A 20,822-nucleotide genomic window follows, 5' to 3' on the forward strand; every position below is an offset into this window, starting at 1 on the left:
GTCCGTCCCGTCCGCCGCAACCGGAACGGTGGTGATCCACAGTGGCTGTCTCCGACGCGGTGCGCCGCAGTGGGTCCGTGCTGCTCCGGGCACTCGCCGTGGGCGGGTTGGCCACGGCGGCCTGGCTCGCGTGCGGCGGGCTCGCCTCGGCTGACGAAGACCACTCGGACGAGATCGCGGCGACGCTCGACGCGGTGAACGTGGCGCTCGGCGAGCAGCAGTCGGCGACCGTCGACGCGCTGCTCGCCGACCCGCTCCCGCACGACCCGTTCGGCCTCCCGGCTTTCGATGCGTCCGACACGTCCGGCGGCTTCGGCACGTCCGGCACGTTCAGTGCGTTCGCAGTGGACTTCAGTCCCGTCGACCGGCCGCTCGAACGCCCCCTGGTCGCAGACCGGCTCCCGTTCGAGTTCCTGGTCCCGTCCTCTCTGGACGTGCGGCCGACCGACGACGCGCACTCGGACGAGCCGTACTCGGCGCCGTACACCGGTGCACGTCCCGCCGATCCGTACGACGACGAGTACGAGTACACCCACCCCGGTTACACGTCCGGGAGCAGCACCCACTACAGCCACTCGGGTGCGGTGTCGAACACCATGCCCGCCCCGCTGTACCAGGCGAAGGTGGCCGCGAAGGCAGCGGCCAGGGCAGCGGCTTCGGCGCCGCCTCCCGCACCGGTTCCCGCAGCACCTCCAGTCCCGGCGGCCGTCGTCGTCACCGCACCGGCCGGCTCGGACGTGCTGCCGCAAGGCACCGCATCGGCTCCACCCGCCTCCCGCACCGCGTCGAACGCCGACGTGGTGTGGGAGGCGCCGAAGCCCAGCACCCCCGCACCCGCCCCGACCCAGGCGCCCGCGCCCAGTGCGCCCACGGCGTCGTCTTCGAGCAGTGCGGACAGCGGTGGCGGTCACCGAGGTGGCCTCATCGCGTCGTTCAGCAGCCAGTCCGACCCGAAGCCGCTGGCGGCGTGGTCGACCGAGCGGTGGGACGACGGGCGATCCCCGGGCAGTGTTCCCGGGCTGCCCAGCACGTCACCCGACTGAGCGAGACGGGACCCGTGTGCCCTGAGCACACGTGAGTACAGCCGTCCGACCAGTCACCTCCTGATATCCCGCAGTCGCACCGTCGTGCGGTCGCGCAGTCGCCCACCGGGTGGCTCGACGCGCCGGCGCGCACCCCCAGACTTCCCGTTCCTGCCGACCGCGCCCTGGCAGGAACGGGCGAGGTCCCATCGCCGCGCTGCCCCCGCAGCGAAGGGACCGCAAGGGAACCTGCGGCAGGGGACGCCAATCCCTGGAGCGTCCCCGCCGCAGGTCCACTCACCACCGTCGGGTTCCGGCTCATCGAGGGGCTGCGCCGGAACCCGACGGGAACGCCGAACACCCCGCACCCTCCAGGCCCACCAGCGCCAAGCCGCACCCCGGCATCGGCAGCCGGCAGGAGCAGCGAATCGGTGCGGGAGCAGGGAATCGGCCGGGCGACGGGGAGCGGTCAGGCGACGGGGACGGCAACGCCGGCCTCACCCGCCGGCCCCGACCCAACCACCGACGCCGCCACCAGACCAAGCCGGCGGGCGGCGTCGCGGAGGACGTCCGGCGGCTGGACGAACGGCAGCCGGAGCCAGCGCTCGAAACCGCCGTGAGCCCCGAAGCGCGACCCCGGCGCCAAGCGGATGCCGTGGTTCTGGGCGACGACCGCGATCCGCGTGCTCACCGGCGCGTCCAGCTCGCACCACACGCTGAGCCCGCCCTCGGGCGTGCGGAAGCGCCACGACGGGCAGTGTTCGCGCAACCCTCCGATCAGCACGTCGCGCTGCGCCGCGAGTTGCGCACGGCGTTCGCGCAGGGCCGGTTCGGGGTCGGCCAGCAGCTCCGCCAGCACCAGCTGCTCCACCACCGCCGAGCCCAGGTCCAGGGCGGTGCGGGTGGAGATCAGGCGGTGCACCATCTCGGGGGTGGCCCGGATCCAACCGATGCGCAGACCGCCCCAGTGGGATTTGCTGGCCGAGCCCAGGGTCACGACCAGGTCCTCGGCGTACGACGCCATCGGGGGCGGGCCGTCGAGCGGGTCGCCGTCCAGGTCCAGTTCCACGACGGTCTCGTCGACCACCAGCGGGGTGCGGGCGCGGCGGGCTACGTCGGCCAGTTCGGCTCGACCCTCGGCGTCCAGGCGGTGGGCGGTGGGGTTGTGGAAGTCGACCACGACGTACGCCATGCGGGGTGCGGCTTGGCGCAGGGCCGCCGAGATGCCGGGCAGGTCCCAGCCGGTGTCGGTCATCGCCACCGGGACCGGGATGGCGGACACGGCCTTGATCGCGTCCAGCGCGTTGGGGTAGCTGGGCTGCTCGACCAGCACCCGGTCGCCGGGGCCGGTCAGCAGGCGCAGCGCCAACGCGAGCGCGTGCTGTGCGCCGCTGGTGATCACGATCTGGTTCGGCGACGTCGGCAGCCCTCGCGCCACGTACCGGTCCGCGATGCGCTTCCGCAGCTGAGGCAGCCCGTGCTCGTAGTAGCCGTGATCAGTCAGGTGGTCCGGCAAGGTCAGCCGAACCCGGTCGAACGCCGCCAGCAGACCCGGCAGCGCCGGGGGCGCGGCACGCGCGAAGTCGACCATGCTCTGCCCGACCAACGGGGTGTCCGGACCCACCCCCAGCGCCCCGGTCGGCAGGCTGATCCACGACCCCGCCCCCCGCCGGCTGGCGACCAGACCTTCCGCCCGCAGCTGGTCCAGCGCAGCCGTGATCATGGTGCGGCTCACCGGCAGCACCTCGGCCAGCTCACGTTCCGCCGGCAACCGGGTGCCCGCGGGCAGTCTGCCGTCCAGCACGAGCATCCGCACCGCGGCGGCGAGGTCCGCCGAGCCGTGACGCGTGCCACGACGACGCCACTCACCGAGCAACCGGGCCAGGCGGAAACCGGATATACGTCCACCTGGTGGGACGTTGCCATTCATGAAGCCAATTATTGCGGATTGGCTCTGGAATACAAGGCCAATCTCGACGAAGGATGGCCACATGCTCGCCGCACTCACCCAGGTCCCGGTCACCGTCTCGCCGCTTCGCCGCATCCCCCAACTAGTCGCCGGGCTCTGGCTCTACGGCGCGAGCATGGCGCTCCAGATCCGCGCCACCCTCGGCCTCGACCCGTGGGACGTGCTGCACGAAGGCCTGACCAAGATCACCGGCTTGTCGTTCGGCACGATCACCGCCCTCGTCGGCCTCGTGGTCCTGCTCTGCTGGATCCCGCTCAGGCAGAGACCCGGCGTCGGCACGGTCAGCAACGTGATCGTCATCGGCATCGCGGTGGACGTCAGCCTGGCCATCCTGCCGAACCCGGCCGAACTCCTGCCCCGCATCCTGTTCCTCACCGCCGGCATCGTGCTGAACGGCCTCGCCGCCGCCGTCTACATCGGCGCCCGCCTCGGCCCCGGCCCGCGCGACGGCCTGACGACCGGCTTCTGCGCGCGGACCGGGACCTCGTTGCGCCTGGTCAGAACCGTCGTGGAGATCACGGTGCTGGCGATCGGCTGGCTGCTCGGCGGCACGATCGGCGTCGGCACCGTCCTCTACGCCGTCACGATCGGCCCGCTGACCCAGGCGTTCCTCCCCCTGGTCACCTGGGTGAGCGCGCGGCCCGCTTCCTGACCTCCTCGTAACTCACCCCGCGCGCCTCCAACACCTCGGCCACCACCCCCTGCTCGGCCAGCAGCGCCAGCAACAGGTGCTCCTGGCCGAGCGTGCCGTGGCCGAGGTCGCGTGCTTCGACCAGGCTGCGCACCAGCGTCTTCTTCGCCGCCGCCGTGAACGGCCGGTGGTTGCCGAAGAACCGCCGCCGACGCTGCCGGGGCGCACCGGCCAGCGCGCCCTCGCCGTGCGACCGTTCCACCGACGCCACGATCTGGTCGACGTCGATGCCGAGCCCGCGCAGCGCCTCGGTGTCGGCGGCGCTGAGCCCGCCCTTGCGCCGGGCCGCCGCGAACGCCTCCACCACGTCGTCGCGCGGCAGCGAGAAGGCCGCCAGCACGGGCGCGTCGAGCAGCGCCAACGCCAGGTGCTCGGGCCCGATCTCAGGCGAGTCGAGCCGTTCGGCCTGCGCCACCGCCTCGTGGACGGTCTGGCGCGCGGCCCTGGTGAACCGTTCCCCGATCATCGGTCTCCCCCGTGCTTCTTGTGGACGGCCTGCCGGGTGACCCCGAGTTCGGCCGCGATCTCCTGCCAGGACCAGCCGCGGGCGCGGGCGTTGCGCACCTGCACGGCTTCGAGTGTTTCGAGCAGTCGGCGCAGCGCGCTCACCGCTCGCAGTCCGACCCTGGGGTCGTGGTCGCCCGCCGCCGAGGCGAGCTGGGTTGCCTCCGTCATGTCGTCAACCTTGGTTGACAAGCGCCGGTTTGTCAACCCAGGTTGACGCACTACGCTCGACGTCGATGCCGGAGATCACGACTGCCGAACGGCCAGGAGTCGGCCGTGACGGCCTGCCACGCCCCACCGAGGACCGGATAGTCCGACTGGCGAACGCCGTGGTGCTGCTGGACGGCGCCACCTCGCCGACCCCGCGCGAACGGGACGGCGGCTGGCACTCGCGGAACCTGGCCCGGGAACTGGCAGCGGGTCGGAGCCACCTGGACGGCGACCTCGCCGACGACCTGGCCCGAGCCATCGAACGCCTCGCCCGCCACCACGGCCTGATCCCGGGCGACTCCCCGTCGAGCACGGTCGCGATCACCCGGTGGACCGACACGGCCGTGGACGTGCTGGTGCTCGCGGACAGCCCGGTGGTGGTGTTCACCGACGACGGCCCGCAGGTCGTGGCGGACAACCGGCTGCGCGACATGCGCGGCAAGGTCGACCGGATCACCGACTGGCGCAACCACGAGCACGGCTGGTGGGTGGCCGAGGCGGACCCCACCGCCGCGCACCGGGCCGTCCGGGCGAGTTGGCCGCGTGACCGGGTGCGCGCGGTGGTGATGGCGACGGACGGTGTGTCCTGCGGCGTGGACGACTACGGCTTGTTCGACGACTGGCAGATCGTGTTCGACGTCACAGCGGAAAAAGGACCGGAAGCGGTGTTGGACGAAATTCGCGCGGCGGAAGCGGATGATGCCGATCGCCGGAAGTGGCCGCGACCGAAAATCCACGACGACCAGGCGCTGGCCGTCATCCGATTCACCGGGCCGGAATGAGAAAAGCCCCCCGCGTGCGCGGAGGGCTTTTCTTCAACGAGTCTGGTGGCCAGGGGCGGGGTCGAACCGCCGACCTACCGCTTTTCAGGCGGTCGCTCGTACCAACTGAGCTACCTGGCCAGGTAGCGGCTCGACCAACCGGCCGAACTGCCTTGCGACCCAGACGGGACTCGAACCCGCGACCTTCGCCGTGACAGGGCGACGCGCTAACCAACTGCGCCACTGGGCCTTGCTTTACTGCTTCACACCGTACTCGACTAACTGTACTACGTGCCCCCAACGGGATTCGAACCCGCGCTACCGCCTTGAAAGGGCGGGGTCCTAGGCCGCTAGACGATGGGGACCTAGTTCCTCCGGCAGCCCTTGGGCCACCATCTTCCCAGGCCCTCCACGCTGTCCGGTGGAAGCATCGTAAGCATAGGGCACGAGTGCCCACACCTCCAAAACGGGGGTGGCACAAGTTGTTGACCTGCGATTCCACCGCGTCCACGGCTGCGACGGCCCATTCGGATCACGTCCCGAAGGGCCGTCGGCCGCACGTCCTACCGCTGCACGGGCGGCGCGCCCCCGTCCTCGCCCGGGGACAACCCGAGCATGTCGAGCAGCAACCGGCAGTCCTCGGCACTGGTGGCGCCGCGCGCCACCGAGAGCCTGGCCCGGTGCACCTGCTCGTCCGAGATCCGCGATGGCTCGCCTGTCCGCTGGGCCGGCACACCACCGCCGCCCGGCCTGGACATCGTGTCGTCCTGGTTCCACAGGAACTGACGCATTTCTAGGGACCCGCTCATGACGCCTCCCCGACTTGAGGTTGGCGCGAGGCTAAGCGAGCCCGTCCGACAACCGCAGCCCCCCGCAGAGTGATTCGGGGGCGACGGAGCGTCACTTTCCGTGTAGGCCAGTCGGTGTCAAGCGTCCCGTGATGTGCTTGACGCGAACGAGGAGGGTGCAACCCATGACCGAACCGGTACCGGGGCAGACGCCGGAACCCGCCGTGACGGATGCCGCGAACGCCACGCCGCCGGCCGCGGACCCGCCCGCGGCGGCCCAGCAGCCGACCGAGACGCATGAGCCGGACCTGGCGGCCACCAAACCCGGCCCGGCGGAGTCCCGGTCGACCGATCCGGTCGAGACCGCCGATCCGGCAGGGGCCGAAGCGGCCGGCCGCGGAGCGCGAGCCGAAAGCCGGACCGAAGCGAGCGCCGACGCCGAAGGCCCGGCAGAAGCGGGGGCCGTGCCGCCGAACCCGCAGGAGTTGTTCGGCAGCCTCTCGCTGTCCGCGATCGAGGCGGACATCGACCGGTTGATGAACGACAAGATGAGCGAGCTCGACGGGATGCTCGCGGGCCTCGAAGACCTGGTGCAGCGGCTGGAGGGCGAGATCACGAACCTGGAGCCCCCGCCGGACGATCCGGCCACCCCCTAGGCGTACCACCGCCGGCGCGGCCCCGAGGACCACATCGGGGCCGGGTACGGGTTTCCGCCATCCACTACCTGAAGATTTCGGTTCAACCCACTCCCCAGTCCCACCTGCGCGTGCAACAATCCGAATTGCTGACACACCCCCGGTCAGCGCCTGTGGAGATCCCCTCCGGCCCCCGCGTTCCTCCCCCTGGCGCGGGGGCCTCTCCATGCACACGCTTGTGACCCAGGCCACAGTTCGGCCGACTTCGCAATCCAACCGTTATCGTGACGCGGTGCCTCTTGGATCCCTTGGGCGGTCGAAGTCCGGCCGCCACCGCCCGTCCGACCGTGAAGACGAAGTCGTGCCCGCCGACGACGAGCTGGAGTCGTACCTCGCGGCCCTCGCGCCGGAGGCGACAGACGCGGAGACGACCGCCGGCACCAGCTTCGGCAACGCGCAGGTCTACCAGCTCCGCCTCCAGCTGGTGGCGAACGAGCAGCTGAAGGAACTGGCCGCCGAGCGGCAGACGTCCCCCCAGGCCCTGGCCACCGAGTGGGTCATGCAGCGACTGGAGTGGGAAGCCCGCCAGCGCGGGTTCTAGCTTCCGGCGGAACGCCGACACACGACGCAGGCCCCCGACCATCCCGGTCGGGGGCCTGCGTCGTGCTGGAACGTCGGTCGTGCCGGAACGTCGGTGGAGCGTGGACTATCTCCGCGATCAGACCTTGCGCACGTTCTGGGCCTGCGGGCCCTTGGTGCCCTGACCGATCTCGAACTCGACCCGCTGGTTCTCCTCCAGGGTGCGGAAACCCTGACCCTGGATCTCCGAGTAGTGCACGAAGACGTCCGGCCCGCCGTTCTCCTGCGCGATGAAGCCGAAGCCCTTTTCGGAGTTGAACCACTTGACAGTGCCCAGTGCCATGTACCTGCCTCCATCGCAGGGAAGCTTGGGACTGCACCGTGCAGCCCCGGCCGTCCCGGGGCGTTCTCCCCCACCAACGGGAGCGGAGGCGGCACGCCCGCGTGTCGTTCCGCGAGCGTGAGACACGAACACAGAAACCACGGCCTGCGTGGCTGAGCGTATCGGTTGGCCACGCTCAGCACTACTGCCCCGAAGCCTTTGGTCAACCGGAAATCTACTTCTCGGTCACCTCGGGCGGGTCGGGCAGCCGCACGTCCGCCTGCCCGATGTTCCGCTCCAGCGCGGACCGCCACTCGCCGGAGCCGACCATCTTCTCGATGGCCGCGCTGACGTCGGCCCGGCCCTTCGCGTCGTCCTTGGCGAGGCCGACGCCGTACCGCTCGGTGGTGAACGGTTCACCGACGAGCTTCAGCAGCTCGGGGTTCTCCGCCACGTACCCGGCGAGGATCACCTCGTCGGTGGTCACCGCGTCCACGTTCTCGGCGAGCAGGGCGACGACGCAGTCGGAGTACTGGCCGTACTCGACCAGCTGCACATCCTGCGCGAACTGGTCCTTCACCTTCTGCGCGGACGTCGAGCCGGCGACGGAGCACAGCTTCTTGCCGTTCAACGTCTCCGGGCCGGTGATCTGGTCGTCGGTGAAGCGGGCCAGCACGCCCTGGCCGGTCTGGAAGTAGGGGCCGGCGAACGACACCTGCTCCTTGCGCTTGTCGGTGATCGAGTAGGTGGCGACGACGAAGTCCACGTCGCCGGCGGCGATCAGCTTCTCCCGGTCGGCGGACCGGGCTTCCTTCCAGGTGATGCCGTCCTCGTCGACGCCGAGCTGGGCCGCCACGTACTTGGCGACGTCCACGTCGAAGCCGACGAACTTGCCGTCCAGCCTGCGCTGCCCGAGACCCGGTTGGTCGAACCGGATGCCGATGGTCAGCGTGCCGTCGTGGGCTTTGCCGGCCAGGGTGTCGCCGCTCGGGCCACCACACGCCGCGGTCGTGGTCAGGGCCGTGACCAGGGCGGCTGCGGGCAGCATTCTTCGGAACAGCATGAGCTGGGGCCTCTCGGGGGTGCTCGGACTCGGGCTCTCGACGCAGGCGCGGATCGACGCACCGGACGTTGCCCATGCTAAGCAAACCGGGCACGGTGGCCGGTGCGACGAAGGTCGCACCGGCCCGGTTCACTACGCCGTTCGGCCCAATCCGCGCTGTGAGCCCGGTGACGGCACGGGGTCTAGGACGGCAGGAGGGACCGCCTGGGCGCCACGCGGCAGCCGAGCCGGCGGATGGCCTTGTTCACGTGCCCCTCCGGCACGCCCCAGCGGATCGGCGCGGGCACCAGCAGTGCGGCGGTCCGAAGTCCGCGCAGGAGAACGGTGGCGGCTGGTTCGGGGTAGGGGCGGTGGCCGTGCAGGGCGATGGCCCACGGCGGCAGCACGGAGTACGCGAGGTGGCCGAGCAGCGGCTCGTAGGCGTCCAGGCCCAGGCGCAGCACGCCGTCGACGGGCGGGCGGTGCAGGAAGCGGTACACCGCCTCGGAGTCCTCGGTGCGCTTCAGCTCGGGGAGCGTCGCGGCGAAGTAGTCGCCCATCTCGCGGGCGCTGCCGGGCACTTCGTCCTCGTGCAGGCCGACGAGGGCGGCGGTGCGGCGCTGCTCGTCGTAGTAGCGGTCGACCTGGGCGTCGGTGAGCCGGTAGCCGGCACGCCGCAGGACGGTGACGAAGCTGTGGACCTCGGCGCAGTGCACCCAGAGCAGCAGGTGGGGGTCGTCGATGCGGAACGTCCCGCCGTCGGCGTCCTTCGCGCGGAGTGTGCGGTGCAGGTCGCGGACGCGGGCGGCGGCCCGTTCGACCTCTTCGGTGGAGCCGTAGCTGACCGTGCCGACGAAGCTCGCGGTGCGCTTGAGGCGGCCGAGCGGGTCCTGGCGGAAGTTCGAGTTCTGGACGATGGCGGCGACCGCGCGCGGGTGGAGGGCCTGGAGGTAGAGGCTCGCGATGCCGGCGACCCACATGGCGGGGTCGGCGTGCAGCTGCCAGGTCACCGTCCCGGGTCCGAGCAGCCCTGCGTCCACCTGGCCGATGGTGCCACGCGCGGCGGTTCGCGTCACCCGTTCGAGCGTGGCGGAACGGTCTGGGGCGTAACGCCTTTTGCCTGGCGAACGATTTCACGTGACACCGTGGAGCGTCGGAGCGGGTGCTGGGATGAGCAGTGGCAAGAGCGTCGCCTTCGCCGGGGTCGCGCTGTTACTCGCGACCGGTGGGCTCGTGTCCGTGGCGCTCACGGTCAACGAACCGAGGCCGGTCGACGTGCGCCGGGTGGAGGTGAGCCGAGCGGTGCCCGGCGTGATGAGCGCCAGCTACACGACCACGGTCCAGGCGAACCGCCCCACGACCAGCGCGGTGGTCATCGCCCCGCCGGTGCCCCGCCCGGTTCCGCCCGTGGACGTCCCAGTGCCGACGACGACCGAGCAGACCGCGCCGCCCCCTCCGCCGCCGACGCCGTCGTCCAGCGATCCGGACGAGAGCACGTCGTCCGCTCCGCCGTCTTCGGGCGAGGGCTGCGATCCCTCGTACGTGACCGAGGGCCCGTGCGTGCCGTTGCGCTTCCCGCGCGGGGTGTGGCGCAAGTGCGACTGGCTGCACGAGCGGGGCACCACCCGGATCGAGGTGGTCGGCTGGGACCGCCACTACCTCGACCGCGACCACGACCGCGTCGCCTGCGAACGCGCCGACTGACCCGCCCGCCCTGAGTTCTGAGCGTCACATCCGGGTGTTCCGAACGCAGGACTCACGCGGGGCGCGGGGTGAGTCCTGCGTTCGGAACGGGTGGGTTCAGCGCTCGGGAGGGGCGAGGCGGTCGAGGGCGGTGCCCACGCGGTCGGACAGGAGGGCTACCGCGCCCACCGCACGGCTCATCGGGTCGTCGTCGGAGCCACCCAGGGCCTGGGCCCGGACGTACGCCGACTTCACCTCCTGCCAGCGGGCGGCCTGGGCGGGGGTGAGGGTGCCGCGCAGTTCGGCCAGCTTGAGCAGGTTCGCCTCGGCGCCGGACGTCAGCGTCTGCGCCTCGCCGACGTAGTGGTCGTCGATCACGGCGGCCAGCTCGGCGTCGTTCATCACCGGCACGACCTTCTCCGCCAGCTTGTTCATGTTCCGGTACGAGCCCTGGAGCTGGAACGGCGGCTCGACCCGCGAGGCGTCGGACTGGGCGGCCGAAGCGATGTACGCCTGGTTGTTCGCCAGCACGACCTCCTGCACGCGCAGCACCTTCCGCAGCACGGACAGCACCTGCTCCAGCTCCACCGACGTGTACGGGTGCACGAGCCGATCGGCCCGCACGTCCTCGCCCCGCGCCATCCGCACCAGCAGCTCCACGTCACCCCGGTCACGGGTGGACAGCGGCGCGAGCACCGGGTTCGACGTCAGCGCGTTCTCGACGTAGCTCAGCGCGAACAGCTCCTCGCGCCCGGACAGCACGTCGCCCAGGTTCCACACGTCCGCGCGGTTGGCGAGCATGTCGGGGATCCGGAACCGCTGCCCCGACTCGGTGTACGGGTTGCCGGCCATGCACACCGCGAACCGCTTGCCGCGCATGTCGTACGTGCGCGTGCCGCCGTCCCACACGCCTTCCATCCGCCGCTGCGCGTCGCACAGCGAGATGAACTTCTGCAGCAGCTCGGGTGACGTGTGCTGGATGTCGTCCAGGTACAGCAGGACGTTGTTGCCCGCCTCCAGCGCGAACGAGATCTTCTCGACCTCCTGCCGCGCGGTGGCGTTCGGCGCGTCGGCCGGGTCGACGGACGTCACGTCGTGGCCCAGCGACGGGCCGTTGACCTTGACGAACACCAGCCCCAGCCGGTTGGCGACGTACTCCATCAGCGTCGTCTTGCCGTAGCCGGGCGGCGAGATGAGCAGCAGCAGGCCCATCTGGTCGGTGCGCTTCGCGTCACCCGCCGCGCCGAGCTGCTTGGCCAGGTTGTCGCCGATCAGCGGCAGGTAGACCTCGTCCAGCAACCGGTTCCTGACGAACGCGCTCATCACCTTGGGCTGGAACTCGTCGAGCCGCAGCCGCGCCCGTTCACGGGCCACGACCTCGTTCCGCCGACGCTGGTACGCGCGGTAGGCGGGCACGCGTTCCTCGCGGAACGCGCGCGTCCGGGTCAGCAGCTCGTCCAGCCGGACCTCCAGCACCCGGTCGGTGATCCGCGGGTGCGTGCCGAGCAGACCGTCCACAGTGGCCTGCAACTGGGCGGACGACTCGTACCGGGGCAGGTCGCGGCACAGTTCTAGGGCCACCGCCTCGGGCAGGTCCGGTTCCTCCCTGCCCGCCAGGAACGCCTCGTACCAGCCCTCCACCAGCCGACGCCGCACCGCGAGGTCGCTGAACGCCCGCAGGTCGTCGTCGTACTCCTTGCGCCCGGCCAACGCCCGGTGGAACGAGTCCACCAGAGCGCGCGCTCCCGCACTCGTGGCGAACCCGACCGGCGCGCCGCACAGCTCCTCGAACAGGTACTCGCCGGCCAGCGGATCACCGGCCAGCGACGACAGCTCCGCGCACAGCTCGTCGATCGCCGCCGTGTGGCCGAACGCCGCCCGCGCCCGCCCCAGCGACGCCGCCCGCCGCGACCACGAAGCCCGCGCCTCCTCCGAGGCCTCGGCCCAGAACAACTGCGCCGCCGCACGAGCGCCGGGCGGGTACCGCAGCACGCCCGCGCCCGCGTGCAACCGCAGCAGCACGTCGAGGATCCGGGCCGCGTCGTGGTCGTGCACGCCCCGCTCGTAACCCTCGTCCAGCCGTGACTCGGCGACCTGCCGCACCAGGTCCGGCAACCGTCCTTCGGTGACGGCGGCGTGCAGGTCGTCCAACGGGTGGGTGGCCAGCATCGACGCGGCCAAGTGCTCCGCCCGGTACACCTCGGCGGTCTCCGACACCACCAGCTGGTCCCAGAACGGCTTGGTGTCGGCGAACTCCGGGTCGCGCACCGGCGCGCGGAAGTCGGTGCCGGTGATGGCGAACGCCAGCGCGCCGTCCTTCGGCACCAGGGTCAGGTCCATCGGCTGGGTGTTCACCGCGAACCGGTGCTTGCCGAGCCGGATGGTCTCGCCGTCGAACAGGTCCAGCCGGTCGCGCAGCGAGCGACCCGCCTCCTGGCGCGCGGCGAGCACCCGGCCGTCCAGCTCCTCCGCCCGCACCTGGTCGCCCAGGGCGCGCAGCTCGTCCGCCACCGACCGGATCTTGGCGACCATCGGGTCGGACGCGAAGTAGGTGTTGACCTCGTCCAACGACGCCAGCGACGCCACCCGCCGGGTCACGCTGACCAGGATGCGGTCGGCGGAGGAGGCGAGCCGGTCGGCACGGCGGGCGCGGTCGTCCAGCAACGCCTGCTTGCGTGACGAGAACGCCTCGTAGACGTCGGTCCGCTTGTCGCCGAGCCGGGTCAGGAAGTCGTCGAACTCGCCGAACCGCGACTCCAGGTTCTCCAGCTGCAGCAGCAGCCGGCCCAGCTGCTCGTCGCACCGCTGCGGGCTGTCCGCGACCGCCAGCGCGCCCGTGATGGCCTGTCCGAGCAGCGCGAACTCGGCGGCGAACTCGGCCCGGCCCTCGGTGGCCAGCAGGGCGCGCCTGCGACCGTCCACGGTCGCCCGTGCCCGGTTCAGGCCGCCCAGCACCTCGCCGATGCGTTCGAGGATCGACGTGCGCACGGTGGCGTCCGCGATGTCCAGCGAGCCGACGACCTCGGTCAGCACCTCCAGGCCGCGTTGCTGCTCGCCCAGCTCCTCGACCACCGGGACGGCCTCGGCGACCGTGCGGATGCCGTCCGCCTTGCCGACCAGCGCCTCGACCTGCTCGTGGTAGCCGGTGAACGCGTCGTCCCGGCGCAGGTGCTCGACCGCCCGCAGCGCGGTCTCCCCCAGCTCGTCGGCCAGCGACGAGACCAGGGCGTCGATGCGCGCCACGTCGACGTAGCGCATCTCCTTCAACGTGACCAGGTGCCCCTGCGCCTGCCGCAGGCCGGCCAGCTGCCGCACCCACGCGTCGGCGGAGGCCGGCACCTCGCCGCGCACCCGGCGGACCATGGACGCGACCCGGTCGGCCGCCTCGGCCAACGCGGCCGACGCCTGGTCGCTCAACGCCTGCACGGTCTCGAACTCGTCCAGCACCTGCTCGGCGGTGGCCCGCACCTCCGTCAACGGGGTGCGCAGGTCCTCCAGTTCCGCCTCGCCCAGCCAGTGGTAGGCGTCGAACACCCTGGTGCACGAGGCGATCAGGTCCTCGAACACCGCCACGGACGGCGCCATCTCGCCGACCATCCGGCTCACCGACAGGCAGTCGGAGATGCCGCGCACCAGGTCGGCGTTCCCGACCCGCTCCAGCGGACCGGTGCCGACCGGCTGCGCGGCGGTGTACGTGTCGGACAGGTACGGGGTCTGCCACACCTGCATCGGGTGCACGCGGGTCGGCTCGTCGCTCGACGCGCGGAACACGACCAGCGTGCCGTCGTCGAACAGGGAGAACCCGTGGCACGACAACGGGTTCGCCACTTCCTTGCGGATCACGTTGTACGGCAGCAGCAGCGACCGCCCGTCACGGCGGGCGTGGAAGACGTACAGCACGTCCTCGCCGTTGGTGGACCGGATGACCCGCTCGAACTCCAGCTCGTCCACGGGGGTGTCGAACGTCTTGCTGATCCCCGTGGTCAGGTAGTAGCCGCCGGGGAAGATCAGGCCTTGGTCCTCGGGCAGCCGCTGGCACGCCTGGCCGATGCCGTCCAGCTTCACCACGGACCTGGTGCGGGTGTTGAACACCAGGTGCCGCCACGCGGTCTCGTTGTACGGGCGGATGCGCAGCAGGATCAGCGAGCCGACCCGCGCGTAGTGCACCTCGCCGTCGGCCAGCGACTGCAGCGGCTCGTCCACCGGTTCCCGGTAGATGCCCTCGCCGGTCTCGGTGTTGTCCTCCACCTTGATGGTGAGGTCGCCGTTGATGGTCTCGACGAAGACCTCGTCCTCGATGGAGATGTGCGGGTGGCGGCCCAGCACGTGGTGCTCGCGGCCGGTCGGGATCCACTCGAAGTCGTGCGACGCCGGGAACACGTGGTCGCGCTCGCCCCGGTTGTCCAGGTACTTGACCGTGCCGTCCACGCCGACCTGCCAGCGCAGCACCCGGATGTCCTCGATCCGGGCGCCGGTCTGGAACACGGCCAGCAGCCTGCCCTCCAGCCGGCGCAGCTGGACCAGCCGGGTGTCCCGGTAGTACCGGTACAGCTCGGCGAAGTCCCGCTCGAACTGCGGGTCGCGCAGCAGGCCGGGCAGCTCGCCGTCCGCCGCGTCCTCGAACCGGAACGCGTCACCGTCGCGGGTGAAGCGGTGCAGCGAGAACACGTCGTCGACCGTCGTCTCCGGCTTGAGGCCGATGAAGACGTTGTAGCCGAACAGCATCAGCCCGGCGCCCTGCCACCCGTGCCCGTCGCCGTAGGAGACAGGGACGCAGTCGCGCGGCACGCAGTTGTGCTCGGTGCGGATGCGCTCGGTGCCGAGCAACGTCAGCTCGGCACTGCCGAACACCTCCAGCCGGCGGGTGTTGAGCGCTTCCGCCCGGCGGGCGAGCCCGGCGGCCTGGTCGGCCAGCCGGGCCCGCAGCACCTCGTAGGTGCCCGCCTCCAACGTCGCTACCGCCGGGGCCGCCTCCACTGGGCTTGCCTCCGCTGGGCTTGCCTCCCTTGGAGCGGTCACGACAGCGAGGCGACCGGCCGCTCGGCCACACCCAGGTTCTGGGCGGCGGCCAGCAGCTCGCGCAGCTTGCCCTCGTCCGGACCACCGGAGTTGATCAGCTTGAGCAGCAGGGCGGACACGGTCAGGTTCTGCACGTCAGCGGTGTTCAGCGAGCCGAGCAGCCGACCGATGTCGTCGGTGAAGCTCGCCGACCCGTCGAGCCACGGCTTGGCCAGCGACTTCGCCACGTCGGAGTGCTCGATGAACCCGTCGACCTGCTTGCCGACCGTCATGGCGCCGACGATCCGGTCGAAGAACATGCTGTCGCCGCCGATGATGTCGATGTCGGCGTGCTCCAGGCCCGCCGCCAGCACCAGCGCCTGCGACTCGGCGATCTGCCGCTGCACGTCGATCCCGGCGAGCCGGACCTCCTTGTCGGCCTCCAGCCGGAGCCGGTACTCCTCGTGCTCGCGGGTGGCGTCGTCCAACGCGGCCATGGCGCCCGCCTTGTCGGCCAGCCCCTCGGCCTCGCCCTTCAGCTTCTCGCGGATCGCCAGCGCCTCGACCAGCGCCTTCTCCTTGCCCACCGCGGCCTCGGCGCGGCCGACCTTCTCGATCGCCTCCGCGTCGCGCTCGCGCACCTGCACCTCGGCCAGGCCGGCCGCCGCCGCCTCCGCCTGCTTGCCCTCGGCGAGGCGGATCATGGCGCGGGTGTCCAGCTCGGCGGCCTGCTGGCGCGCCTCGGCGAGCACCAGTTCCTCGCGGGCCTTGAACTTCGCGGCCTGCTCGGCGGCCTCGGCGGCCTTGATGTCCTTGACGAGGCCTTCCTGGGCCTGCGCCTCGGCGTGGATCACCATCGTCTGGCGGGTCCGCTCGGCCTCCTCGACCGCGCGCAACCGCTTGATGATCTCCTCCTGCTCGGCCACGGTCTTCTCCACCGCGATCCGCTCGCGCACCACCTCGGCGATGGCCCGCTTCTCGCCCTCGACCTCCTTGTCCGCGGAGATCCGGGACAGCTCGGTCTCGCGCTCGCGGCCGATGACCTCGAGCATCCGGTCCTTCTCGATGCGCTCGGTCTCGATCGCGATCACGCGCTCGCGGTTCTTCTCCGCCACCGCGATCTCGCGCGCCTTGTTCTCGGTCTGGATGCCCAGCTGCTCGTCGGTGCGGATGTGCGCGGTGTTGGCCTTGAGGCGTTCCTCGGCCTGCACCTTCGCGGTCTCCGCCTCCTCACGGGCGCGCATCGTCTCGACTTCGCGCTTCTGCTTGATCTCCGCGTCCGCCTGGCGGCGCTCCAGCTCCAGGATCGCCTCGCGCGCCTCGACGTTCTGGCGCGTGATCTCCTTCTCCTCGTGCCGGGTGAACTCGTTCGTCCGGACGTGCTCGATCGCGGTCAGCTCGGTGATCTTGCGGATGCCCTGGGCGTCGAGGATGTTCGACGGGTTGAGCTGCGACATCGGCGTCTGCTCGAGGTAGTCGATCGCCGCGTCCTCGAGGCTGTAGCCGTTGAGGTCGGTGCCGATGACCTGGATGATCCGGTCGCGGAACTCGTCGCGCTTGGTGTAGAGGTCGATGAAGTCGAGCTGCTTGCCGACCGTCTTCAGTGCCTCGGAGAACTTGGCGTTGAACAGCTCCTGGAGCGTGGTCTCGTCGCTGGCGCGGGCGGTGCCGATGGCCTGGGCGACCTTGATGACGTCCTCGACGGTCTTGTTGACCCGCACGAAGAAGGTGATGCGGATGTCGGCCCGGATGTTGTCCTGGCAGATCAGGCCCTCTTGCCCGGCACGGCGGATCTCGATGGTCTTCACCGAGATGTCCATGACCTCCGCGCGGTGCAGCACGGGCAGCACCACGGCGCCGGTGAACGTGACGTCCACCTTGCGCACCTTGGAGATGATCAGCGCCTTGCCCTGGTCGATCTTGCGGAACAGGCGGCTGACGAGGAGCAGCAGCCCGATCACGACGACCAGGATGACGGCGACGAGAATGCCGAACCCGGTGGTGATGACATCCATCTAGTGGTCCCCCAGTGTGGTCGTAGGGCTTTCGTTCCAGAGGGCAGCGACCCAGAAGAACTCGCCGTCCGCGTCGTAGTCGAAGATCACCGCTGCGGTGCCCGCGGTGAGTGGGTCCCGGCCCGGCTGGCGCACCTGCACGACGGCCGACGAACCGTCCGCGGCGGTGACCTCGGCCTGGCCGAACGTCTGCGTCACGCTGCCGGTCCGGATGACGCACCGGCGGCCGACGAAGTCCAGCCGGGACGCGGGCGGGTCCGCCGGGAACAGCCGCTTCAACGGCGTCATCACCAGCCGGGTCAGCACCAGCCCGACGAGGAGCGCCCCGGCGAGCACGGCCGCGGCGACCGCCGTCGACGGTCGCAACAGGACAGTGCCCGCCAGGCACGCGAACCACGAGAACACGATCATCAACGAGATGCCGACCGTCGCGGGCACGCCGCCGATGTCCAGCTCCACCCAGTCGGTGTCCGCCACCCCGAAGGCGGCCAGCAGCCAGAAGACGAGGACGACGACCAGCAGGATGGTCAGCAGGACGACGGGAAAATCCAGTGCCGCCGCGAAGAACTGCCCCATGTGGCCCCCTTTGACCGGACTCTAACCGGTTCCTGAGAGCGATCTGAGCGGAATGACACAACGCGGTCGGAACAACCCGGTCAGTGCACCAGCAGGCCCGACACCCTGGTCAAGCCGTTGCCCGCGTAGCTGACCACCGCGCCGTCCGCGAACGGCATCGACCGGATGCTCATGCCCGCGAACCCGGCGTCCGTCACGAACCAGCCCCACACCGTCACCCACGGCCGATCGTCGCCGGGGACGACGTCCGGCGTGGGGCGCACGCGTTCCTGCACGACGTACGGCTCCTTCTCGACGTCGTCGAGGAGTTCGGCCCACTCCTTGTCGGTCATCAGCCAGCCGGGGTGGACGCCGGTGCCCGCGAACTCGCCCGCCGCCTTGACGATCAGGTTCTCCCGGTTGCCGCGGACCTCGTCCAGCGGCACGTCCCGGAGGTAGCGGGTCCACGGCAGCAGCCGGTCCACCAGCGCCCGCTCGGCGTCGGTCAGCTTCTCGCGGTGCTCCGACAGCAGCGCGAGGGTGGACTTGTTGCCGTACAGGTAGCTGGACAACGGCGTGTACAGCTCGGTCTTGTGGCCCTTCGCCAGGATCTCCGCGTGGCCGACTGCCTGCTTCGCGGAGAAGTACCGGACCACCACGTCGAGCTTCGTTCCGCGCAGGTGGAGGTGGCCGTTGCGCTCGGTCAGCTCGTCCAGCTCGCCGAGCAGCACGTCGACGCCGTGCCGCGCGCAGGCCTCCCGGATGCTGGCGAACCCCTTGGCGAACCGCGCCAGCATGCCGCCCTCTTCGAGGAACGCGATGGTGCGGTCGCGGCCGACGGCGTCGAGCAGCTTCTCGATCGGGTCGAAGTAGCTCAGGCCGTGCTCGCGGACGAACGGCTGGAAGCCGGGGTCCTGGTGGATGGCGCGGGCCAGCTCGCCGAGGTCCGGGCCGCCGAGCGGGGAGCCCGCGTTGATCTCCAGCAGCCGGAAGTCGTCGCCGACGCGGTAGATGTCCGCGCGGCCGTGCCTCGGCGGCCGTTCCGAGCCCATCAGGGCGGCTTCGGCGGGCGGGATGCCCAGGGCGTCGGCGAAGCGGGCGAAGCTGCCGTCGAACATCTTCTCCGGCAGGGAGAAGACGAGGTCGAAGAAGTCCAGCACGTCGGCCGCGACGCTGTGCGCGGTGCTCTCGTCCAGGAAGAACGGCCGGCCGACTAACCGGTGGCCGTAGGCGGCTTCGAGGTGTGGCGGCAGGTCGAGCCGCCCCATCACCCCGTGCACGCTCTCGTCGTCCAGGTACGCCTGCGTCACGTGGTCTGCCACGTCTGCTCCTCGGGGCCGGGGCGGGTCGCGGCACATGATGTCGGAGCGGACGGGTCAGCCGGCGAGGATCCCCCCGAGCACCCTGCGGACGGCCGCGGTGGGGTCGAAGTCCCGGCGCGGGTCGGCCAGGTGGTTCGTCAGCAGGCCGTCGATCAGGGCGAGCAGCACGGCCAGGTCGGTCCGCGGGTCGGTCGAGCCGAGACCGGCGATCAGGGGGACGGCCCAGCTCGCGATCTCGCGGTGCGCCCGTTCCACTTCGGGGCGCAGCTCCGGCCGTTGGGCGACCTCGACGAACAGCGCGTGGCGGGCGAGGGTGACCGTGGGGTCGGCGGCGAGCCGTTCGACCAGGGCGCCGACGGTCCGGGCGAAGGCGTCGGGGGTGGTGACGTCGCCGGCGAGGCTGCCCCAGAGCTCGGTCTCCCGTTCGAGGAGGCGGCCGAGGACGGCGGTGATCAACGCGTCCCGGGTGCGGAAGTGGTTGGACGTCGATCCCTGCGGGAGGCCCGCTTCGGCGTCGACGGCGCGGTGGGTGAGCTGGCGCATGCCACCCGTGCCCAACACGCGGATCGCGGCGTCGAGCACCTGCTGCTGCTTGGTCATCAAGGACCACACTACACCCGTAGTATATTGTACTACAGCTGTAGTACGGTGGCGTGCATGGGACTTCGACGCGCAGCGGTCATCGGTGGAGGGGTCGGCGGCCTGGCCGCCGCGGTCGGCTTGCGCCGGCACGGGTGGGAGGTGACCGTCTTCGAACGTGCCGAGGCGTTGGCCGGAGTCGGGACCGGGCTGGGGATCCGGCCGGATGCGATGCGGGCGCTGGACCGGCTCGGGGTGGGCGACGCCGCGCGGCGGGTCGGCCGGCGGCAACCCGATGGCGCCCTGCGCAGACCGGACGGCACGCTGATCGCGACCCTCGGCGCGAACTCCGTCCACCTGCTCACCCGGCCCGCGCTGCTCGGGGTGCTGGCGGACGCGTTGCCGCCGGGGGTCGTGCGGTTCGGGACGTCGGCGGCGTTGGCCGACTGCGCCGGGTACGACCTGGTCGTGGGGGCCGACGGCATCCACAGCGCGGTGCGCGGCGAGCTGTTCGACGCGGAGATCCGCACGTCCGGCGCGATCGGCTGGCGCGGCACGGTCGACTTCCCCGTCGCGACGGGCGGCGAGACGTGGGGCAGGGGCGTCAAGTTCGGCCTCAACCCGCAGGCGGGCGGGCACACGAACTGGTACGCGATGGCCGACGACCTCTCGCACTTCGCCGACTGGCACGACCCGATCCCGCGGATCCTCGCTTCGACCTCCGACGTGATGCGGCACGAGCTGCTGTACCTGGCGCCGCTGCGGCGTTACGTGGCGGGCAAGGTGGCCCTGATCGGCGACGCCGCGCACGCCATGACGCCCGACCTCGGGCAGGGCGCGTGCCAGGCGATCATCGACGGGACGGTGCTGGCCGAGTGCCTGACCGGGGACGTCGAGTCGGGTCTGCGCGCGTACGAGCGGGAGCGGCGGCCGGTGACGCAGCGGTTGGCGGCCCGGTCGCTCCGGTTCAACCGGCTGGCCCGGGTGCGCCGGCTGACCCGTGTCCGTGACGCCGGGCTGCGGGTGGCCCTGGCGCTGGCCCTGCGCCGCCAGTGGCGCACCGAGTCGTGGACCGCCGACATCGAACGCGACGAACTCGCCGGCTAGGGCTGTTCACCCGGGCTGTTGATCAGGCCTGGTGGTCAGG

At 71.2% G+C, this 20,822-nt stretch carries 19 protein-coding genes and 3 tRNA genes; 7 read left to right on the forward strand and 15 right to left on the reverse strand.

Annotated elements, in window-relative coordinates; translation table 11 throughout:
- Positions 1 to 41 precede the first annotated feature (41 nt).
- Positions 42 to 1,043, forward strand: coding sequence for a hypothetical protein (locus ACRAKI_RS34680; protein ID WP_447004677.1), 1,002 nt, complete (start codon positions 42 to 44; stop codon positions 1,041 to 1,043).
- A 448-nt stretch (positions 1,044 to 1,491) separates the two neighbouring features.
- On the opposite strand, the gene yczR is transcribed toward ACRAKI_RS34680, so the two are convergent.
- Entirely contained in the window at positions 1,492 to 2,952 is a 1,461-nt protein-coding gene (gene yczR, locus ACRAKI_RS34685; RefSeq protein WP_447004678.1) for a MocR-like transcription factor YczR, read from the reverse strand.
- A 61-nt stretch (positions 2,953 to 3,013) separates the two neighbouring features.
- Between yczR and yczE the strand changes: the two genes are divergently transcribed.
- Entirely contained in the window at positions 3,014 to 3,643 is a 630-nt protein-coding gene (gene yczE, locus ACRAKI_RS34690; protein ID WP_447004679.1) for a membrane protein YczE, read from the forward strand.
- Here the strand turns inward: yczE and ACRAKI_RS34695 are convergent.
- Both ACRAKI_RS34695 and ACRAKI_RS34700 read right to left on the reverse strand, forming a co-directional pair.
- Positions 3,612 to 4,148: a Clp protease N-terminal domain-containing protein gene (locus ACRAKI_RS34695; RefSeq protein WP_447004680.1), complete on the reverse strand. Its 537-nt coding sequence runs from the start codon at positions 4,146 to 4,148 to the stop codon at positions 3,612 to 3,614. The genes yczE and ACRAKI_RS34695 overlap by 32 nt on opposite strands.
- The gene (locus ACRAKI_RS34700; protein ID WP_447004681.1) at positions 4,145 to 4,357 is read right to left on the reverse strand and encodes a helix-turn-helix domain-containing protein; all 213 of its coding nucleotides are present in this window, start codon (positions 4,355 to 4,357) and stop codon (positions 4,145 to 4,147) included. The genes ACRAKI_RS34695 and ACRAKI_RS34700 overlap by 4 nt, the downstream gene beginning before the upstream one ends.
- Positions 4,358 to 4,422: 65 nt before the next feature.
- Here ACRAKI_RS34700 and ACRAKI_RS34705 point away from each other — a divergent pair, with 65 nt between their 5' ends.
- The gene (locus ACRAKI_RS34705) at positions 4,423 to 5,178 is read left to right on the forward strand and encodes a protein phosphatase 2C domain-containing protein (RefSeq protein ID WP_447004682.1); all 756 of its coding nucleotides are present in this window, start codon (positions 4,423 to 4,425) and stop codon (positions 5,176 to 5,178) included.
- A 43-nt stretch (positions 5,179 to 5,221) separates the two neighbouring features.
- Here ACRAKI_RS34705 and ACRAKI_RS34710 read toward each other — a convergent pair.
- From ACRAKI_RS34710 to ACRAKI_RS34725, 4 genes are all read right to left on the reverse strand, one after another.
- Positions 5,222 to 5,298: transfer RNA gene (locus ACRAKI_RS34710), tRNA-Phe, on the reverse strand.
- 35 nt (positions 5,299 to 5,333) lie between these two features.
- Positions 5,334 to 5,407: transfer RNA gene (locus ACRAKI_RS34715), tRNA-Asp, on the reverse strand.
- Between the two features lie 42 nt (positions 5,408 to 5,449).
- Positions 5,450 to 5,522 (reverse strand) — tRNA-Glu (locus ACRAKI_RS34720).
- A 198-nt stretch (positions 5,523 to 5,720) separates the two neighbouring features.
- Positions 5,721 to 5,966, reverse strand: a complete 246-nt coding sequence (locus ACRAKI_RS34725) for a hypothetical protein (protein ID WP_447004683.1) — start codon at positions 5,964 to 5,966, stop codon at positions 5,721 to 5,723.
- 164 nt (positions 5,967 to 6,130) lie between these two features.
- On the opposite strand from ACRAKI_RS34725, the gene ACRAKI_RS34730 reads away from it, so the two are divergent.
- Both ACRAKI_RS34730 and ACRAKI_RS34735 read left to right on the forward strand, forming a co-directional pair.
- Positions 6,131 to 6,601: a hypothetical protein gene (locus ACRAKI_RS34730; protein WP_447004684.1), complete on the forward strand. Its 471-nt coding sequence runs from the start codon at positions 6,131 to 6,133 to the stop codon at positions 6,599 to 6,601.
- 271 nt (positions 6,602 to 6,872) lie between these two features.
- Positions 6,873 to 7,181, forward strand: coding sequence for a hypothetical protein (locus tag ACRAKI_RS34735; RefSeq protein WP_447004685.1), 309 nt, complete (start codon positions 6,873 to 6,875; stop codon positions 7,179 to 7,181).
- Between the two features lie 117 nt (positions 7,182 to 7,298).
- On the opposite strand, the gene ACRAKI_RS34740 is transcribed toward ACRAKI_RS34735, so the two are convergent.
- The 3 genes from ACRAKI_RS34740 to ACRAKI_RS34750 form a co-directional block, all read right to left on the reverse strand.
- Positions 7,299 to 7,502 (reverse strand): cold-shock protein, encoded by a 204-nt coding sequence (locus ACRAKI_RS34740; protein WP_015105489.1) that lies wholly within the window; start codon positions 7,500 to 7,502, stop codon positions 7,299 to 7,301.
- Positions 7,503 to 7,716: 214 nt separating this feature from the next.
- Positions 7,717 to 8,544 (reverse strand): glutamate ABC transporter substrate-binding protein, encoded by an 828-nt coding sequence (locus ACRAKI_RS34745; RefSeq protein ID WP_447004686.1) that lies wholly within the window; start codon positions 8,542 to 8,544, stop codon positions 7,717 to 7,719.
- Positions 8,545 to 8,726: 182 nt separating this feature from the next.
- Positions 8,727 to 9,599 (reverse strand): oxygenase MpaB family protein, encoded by an 873-nt coding sequence (locus ACRAKI_RS34750; protein ID WP_447004687.1) that lies wholly within the window; start codon positions 9,597 to 9,599, stop codon positions 8,727 to 8,729.
- A gap of 94 nt (positions 9,600 to 9,693) precedes the next feature.
- On the opposite strand from ACRAKI_RS34750, the gene ACRAKI_RS34755 reads away from it, so the two are divergent.
- Positions 9,694 to 10,227 carry a hypothetical protein gene (locus ACRAKI_RS34755; protein WP_447004688.1) on the forward strand — a complete coding sequence of 178 codons (534 nt, stop codon included), beginning with the start codon at positions 9,694 to 9,696 and terminating at the stop codon, positions 10,225 to 10,227.
- Between the two features lie 96 nt (positions 10,228 to 10,323).
- Here ACRAKI_RS34755 and ACRAKI_RS34760 read toward each other — a convergent pair whose 3' ends face one another.
- The 5 genes from ACRAKI_RS34760 to ACRAKI_RS34780 all read right to left on the reverse strand — a co-directional run bounded on the left by ACRAKI_RS34760 (position 10,324) and on the right by ACRAKI_RS34780 (position 19,696).
- Complete coding sequence (locus tag ACRAKI_RS34760; protein ID WP_447004689.1) at positions 10,324 to 15,183, reverse strand: DNA repair ATPase; 4,860 nt, start codon at positions 15,181 to 15,183, stop codon at positions 10,324 to 10,326.
- A 38-nt stretch (positions 15,184 to 15,221) separates the two neighbouring features.
- The gene (locus ACRAKI_RS34765) at positions 15,222 to 17,219 is read right to left on the reverse strand and encodes an SPFH domain-containing protein (protein WP_447004690.1); all 1,998 of its coding nucleotides are present in this window, start codon (positions 17,217 to 17,219) and stop codon (positions 15,222 to 15,224) included.
- Positions 17,220 to 17,795 (reverse strand): hypothetical protein, encoded by a 576-nt coding sequence (locus ACRAKI_RS34770; RefSeq protein ID WP_447004691.1) that lies wholly within the window; start codon positions 17,793 to 17,795, stop codon positions 17,220 to 17,222.
- A gap of 80 nt (positions 17,796 to 17,875) precedes the next feature.
- Complete coding sequence (locus tag ACRAKI_RS34775) at positions 17,876 to 19,096, reverse strand: hypothetical protein (RefSeq protein ID WP_447004692.1); 1,221 nt, start codon at positions 19,094 to 19,096, stop codon at positions 17,876 to 17,878.
- 54 nt (positions 19,097 to 19,150) lie between these two features.
- Positions 19,151 to 19,696, reverse strand: a complete 546-nt coding sequence (locus ACRAKI_RS34780) for a TetR/AcrR family transcriptional regulator (protein WP_447004693.1) — start codon at positions 19,694 to 19,696, stop codon at positions 19,151 to 19,153.
- A gap of 57 nt (positions 19,697 to 19,753) precedes the next feature.
- On the opposite strand from ACRAKI_RS34780, the gene ACRAKI_RS34785 reads away from it, so the two are divergent.
- Positions 19,754 to 20,782: an FAD-dependent monooxygenase gene (locus ACRAKI_RS34785; RefSeq protein ID WP_447004694.1), complete on the forward strand. Its 1,029-nt coding sequence runs from the start codon at positions 19,754 to 19,756 to the stop codon at positions 20,780 to 20,782.
- Positions 20,783 to 20,822 lie beyond the last annotated feature (40 nt).

Source organism: Saccharothrix isguenensis (assembly GCF_052936305.1).

What these genes read in the sequence shown, in the direction of transcription:
- ACRAKI_RS34730 (WP_447004684.1), top strand. Translation starts at nt 6,131, where the DNA reads ATGACCGAACCGGTACCGGGGCAGACGCCGGAACCCGCCGTGACGGAT.
- ACRAKI_RS34765 (WP_447004690.1), bottom strand. Translation starts at nt 17,219, where the DNA reads ATGGATGTCATCACCACCGGGTTCGGCATTCTCGTCGCCGTCATCCTG.
- ACRAKI_RS34770 (WP_447004691.1), bottom strand. Translation starts at nt 17,795, where the DNA reads ATGGGGCAGTTCTTCGCGGCGGCACTGGATTTTCCCGTCGTCCTGCTG.
- ACRAKI_RS34700 (WP_447004681.1), bottom strand. Translation starts at nt 4,357, where the DNA reads ATGACGGAGGCAACCCAGCTCGCCTCGGCGGCGGGCGACCACGACCCC.
- yczE (WP_447004679.1), top strand. Translation starts at nt 3,014, where the DNA reads ATGCTCGCCGCACTCACCCAGGTCCCGGTCACCGTCTCGCCGCTTCGC.
- ACRAKI_RS34695 (WP_447004680.1), bottom strand. Translation starts at nt 4,148, where the DNA reads ATGATCGGGGAACGGTTCACCAGGGCCGCGCGCCAGACCGTCCACGAG.
- ACRAKI_RS34785 (WP_447004694.1), top strand. Translation starts at nt 19,754, where the DNA reads ATGGGACTTCGACGCGCAGCGGTCATCGGTGGAGGGGTCGGCGGCCTG.
- ACRAKI_RS34780 (WP_447004693.1), bottom strand. Translation starts at nt 19,696, where the DNA reads ATGACCAAGCAGCAGCAGGTGCTCGACGCCGCGATCCGCGTGTTGGGC.
- ACRAKI_RS34725 (WP_447004683.1), bottom strand. Translation starts at nt 5,966, where the DNA reads ATGAGCGGGTCCCTAGAAATGCGTCAGTTCCTGTGGAACCAGGACGAC.
- ACRAKI_RS34755 (WP_447004688.1), top strand. Translation starts at nt 9,694, where the DNA reads ATGAGCAGTGGCAAGAGCGTCGCCTTCGCCGGGGTCGCGCTGTTACTC.
- ACRAKI_RS34745 (WP_447004686.1), bottom strand. Translation starts at nt 8,544, where the DNA reads ATGCTGTTCCGAAGAATGCTGCCCGCAGCCGCCCTGGTCACGGCCCTG.
- yczR (WP_447004678.1), bottom strand. Translation starts at nt 2,952, where the DNA reads ATGAATGGCAACGTCCCACCAGGTGGACGTATATCCGGTTTCCGCCTG.
- ACRAKI_RS34705 (WP_447004682.1), top strand. Translation starts at nt 4,423, where the DNA reads ATGCCGGAGATCACGACTGCCGAACGGCCAGGAGTCGGCCGTGACGGC.
- ACRAKI_RS34740 (WP_015105489.1), bottom strand. Translation starts at nt 7,502, where the DNA reads ATGGCACTGGGCACTGTCAAGTGGTTCAACTCCGAAAAGGGCTTCGGC.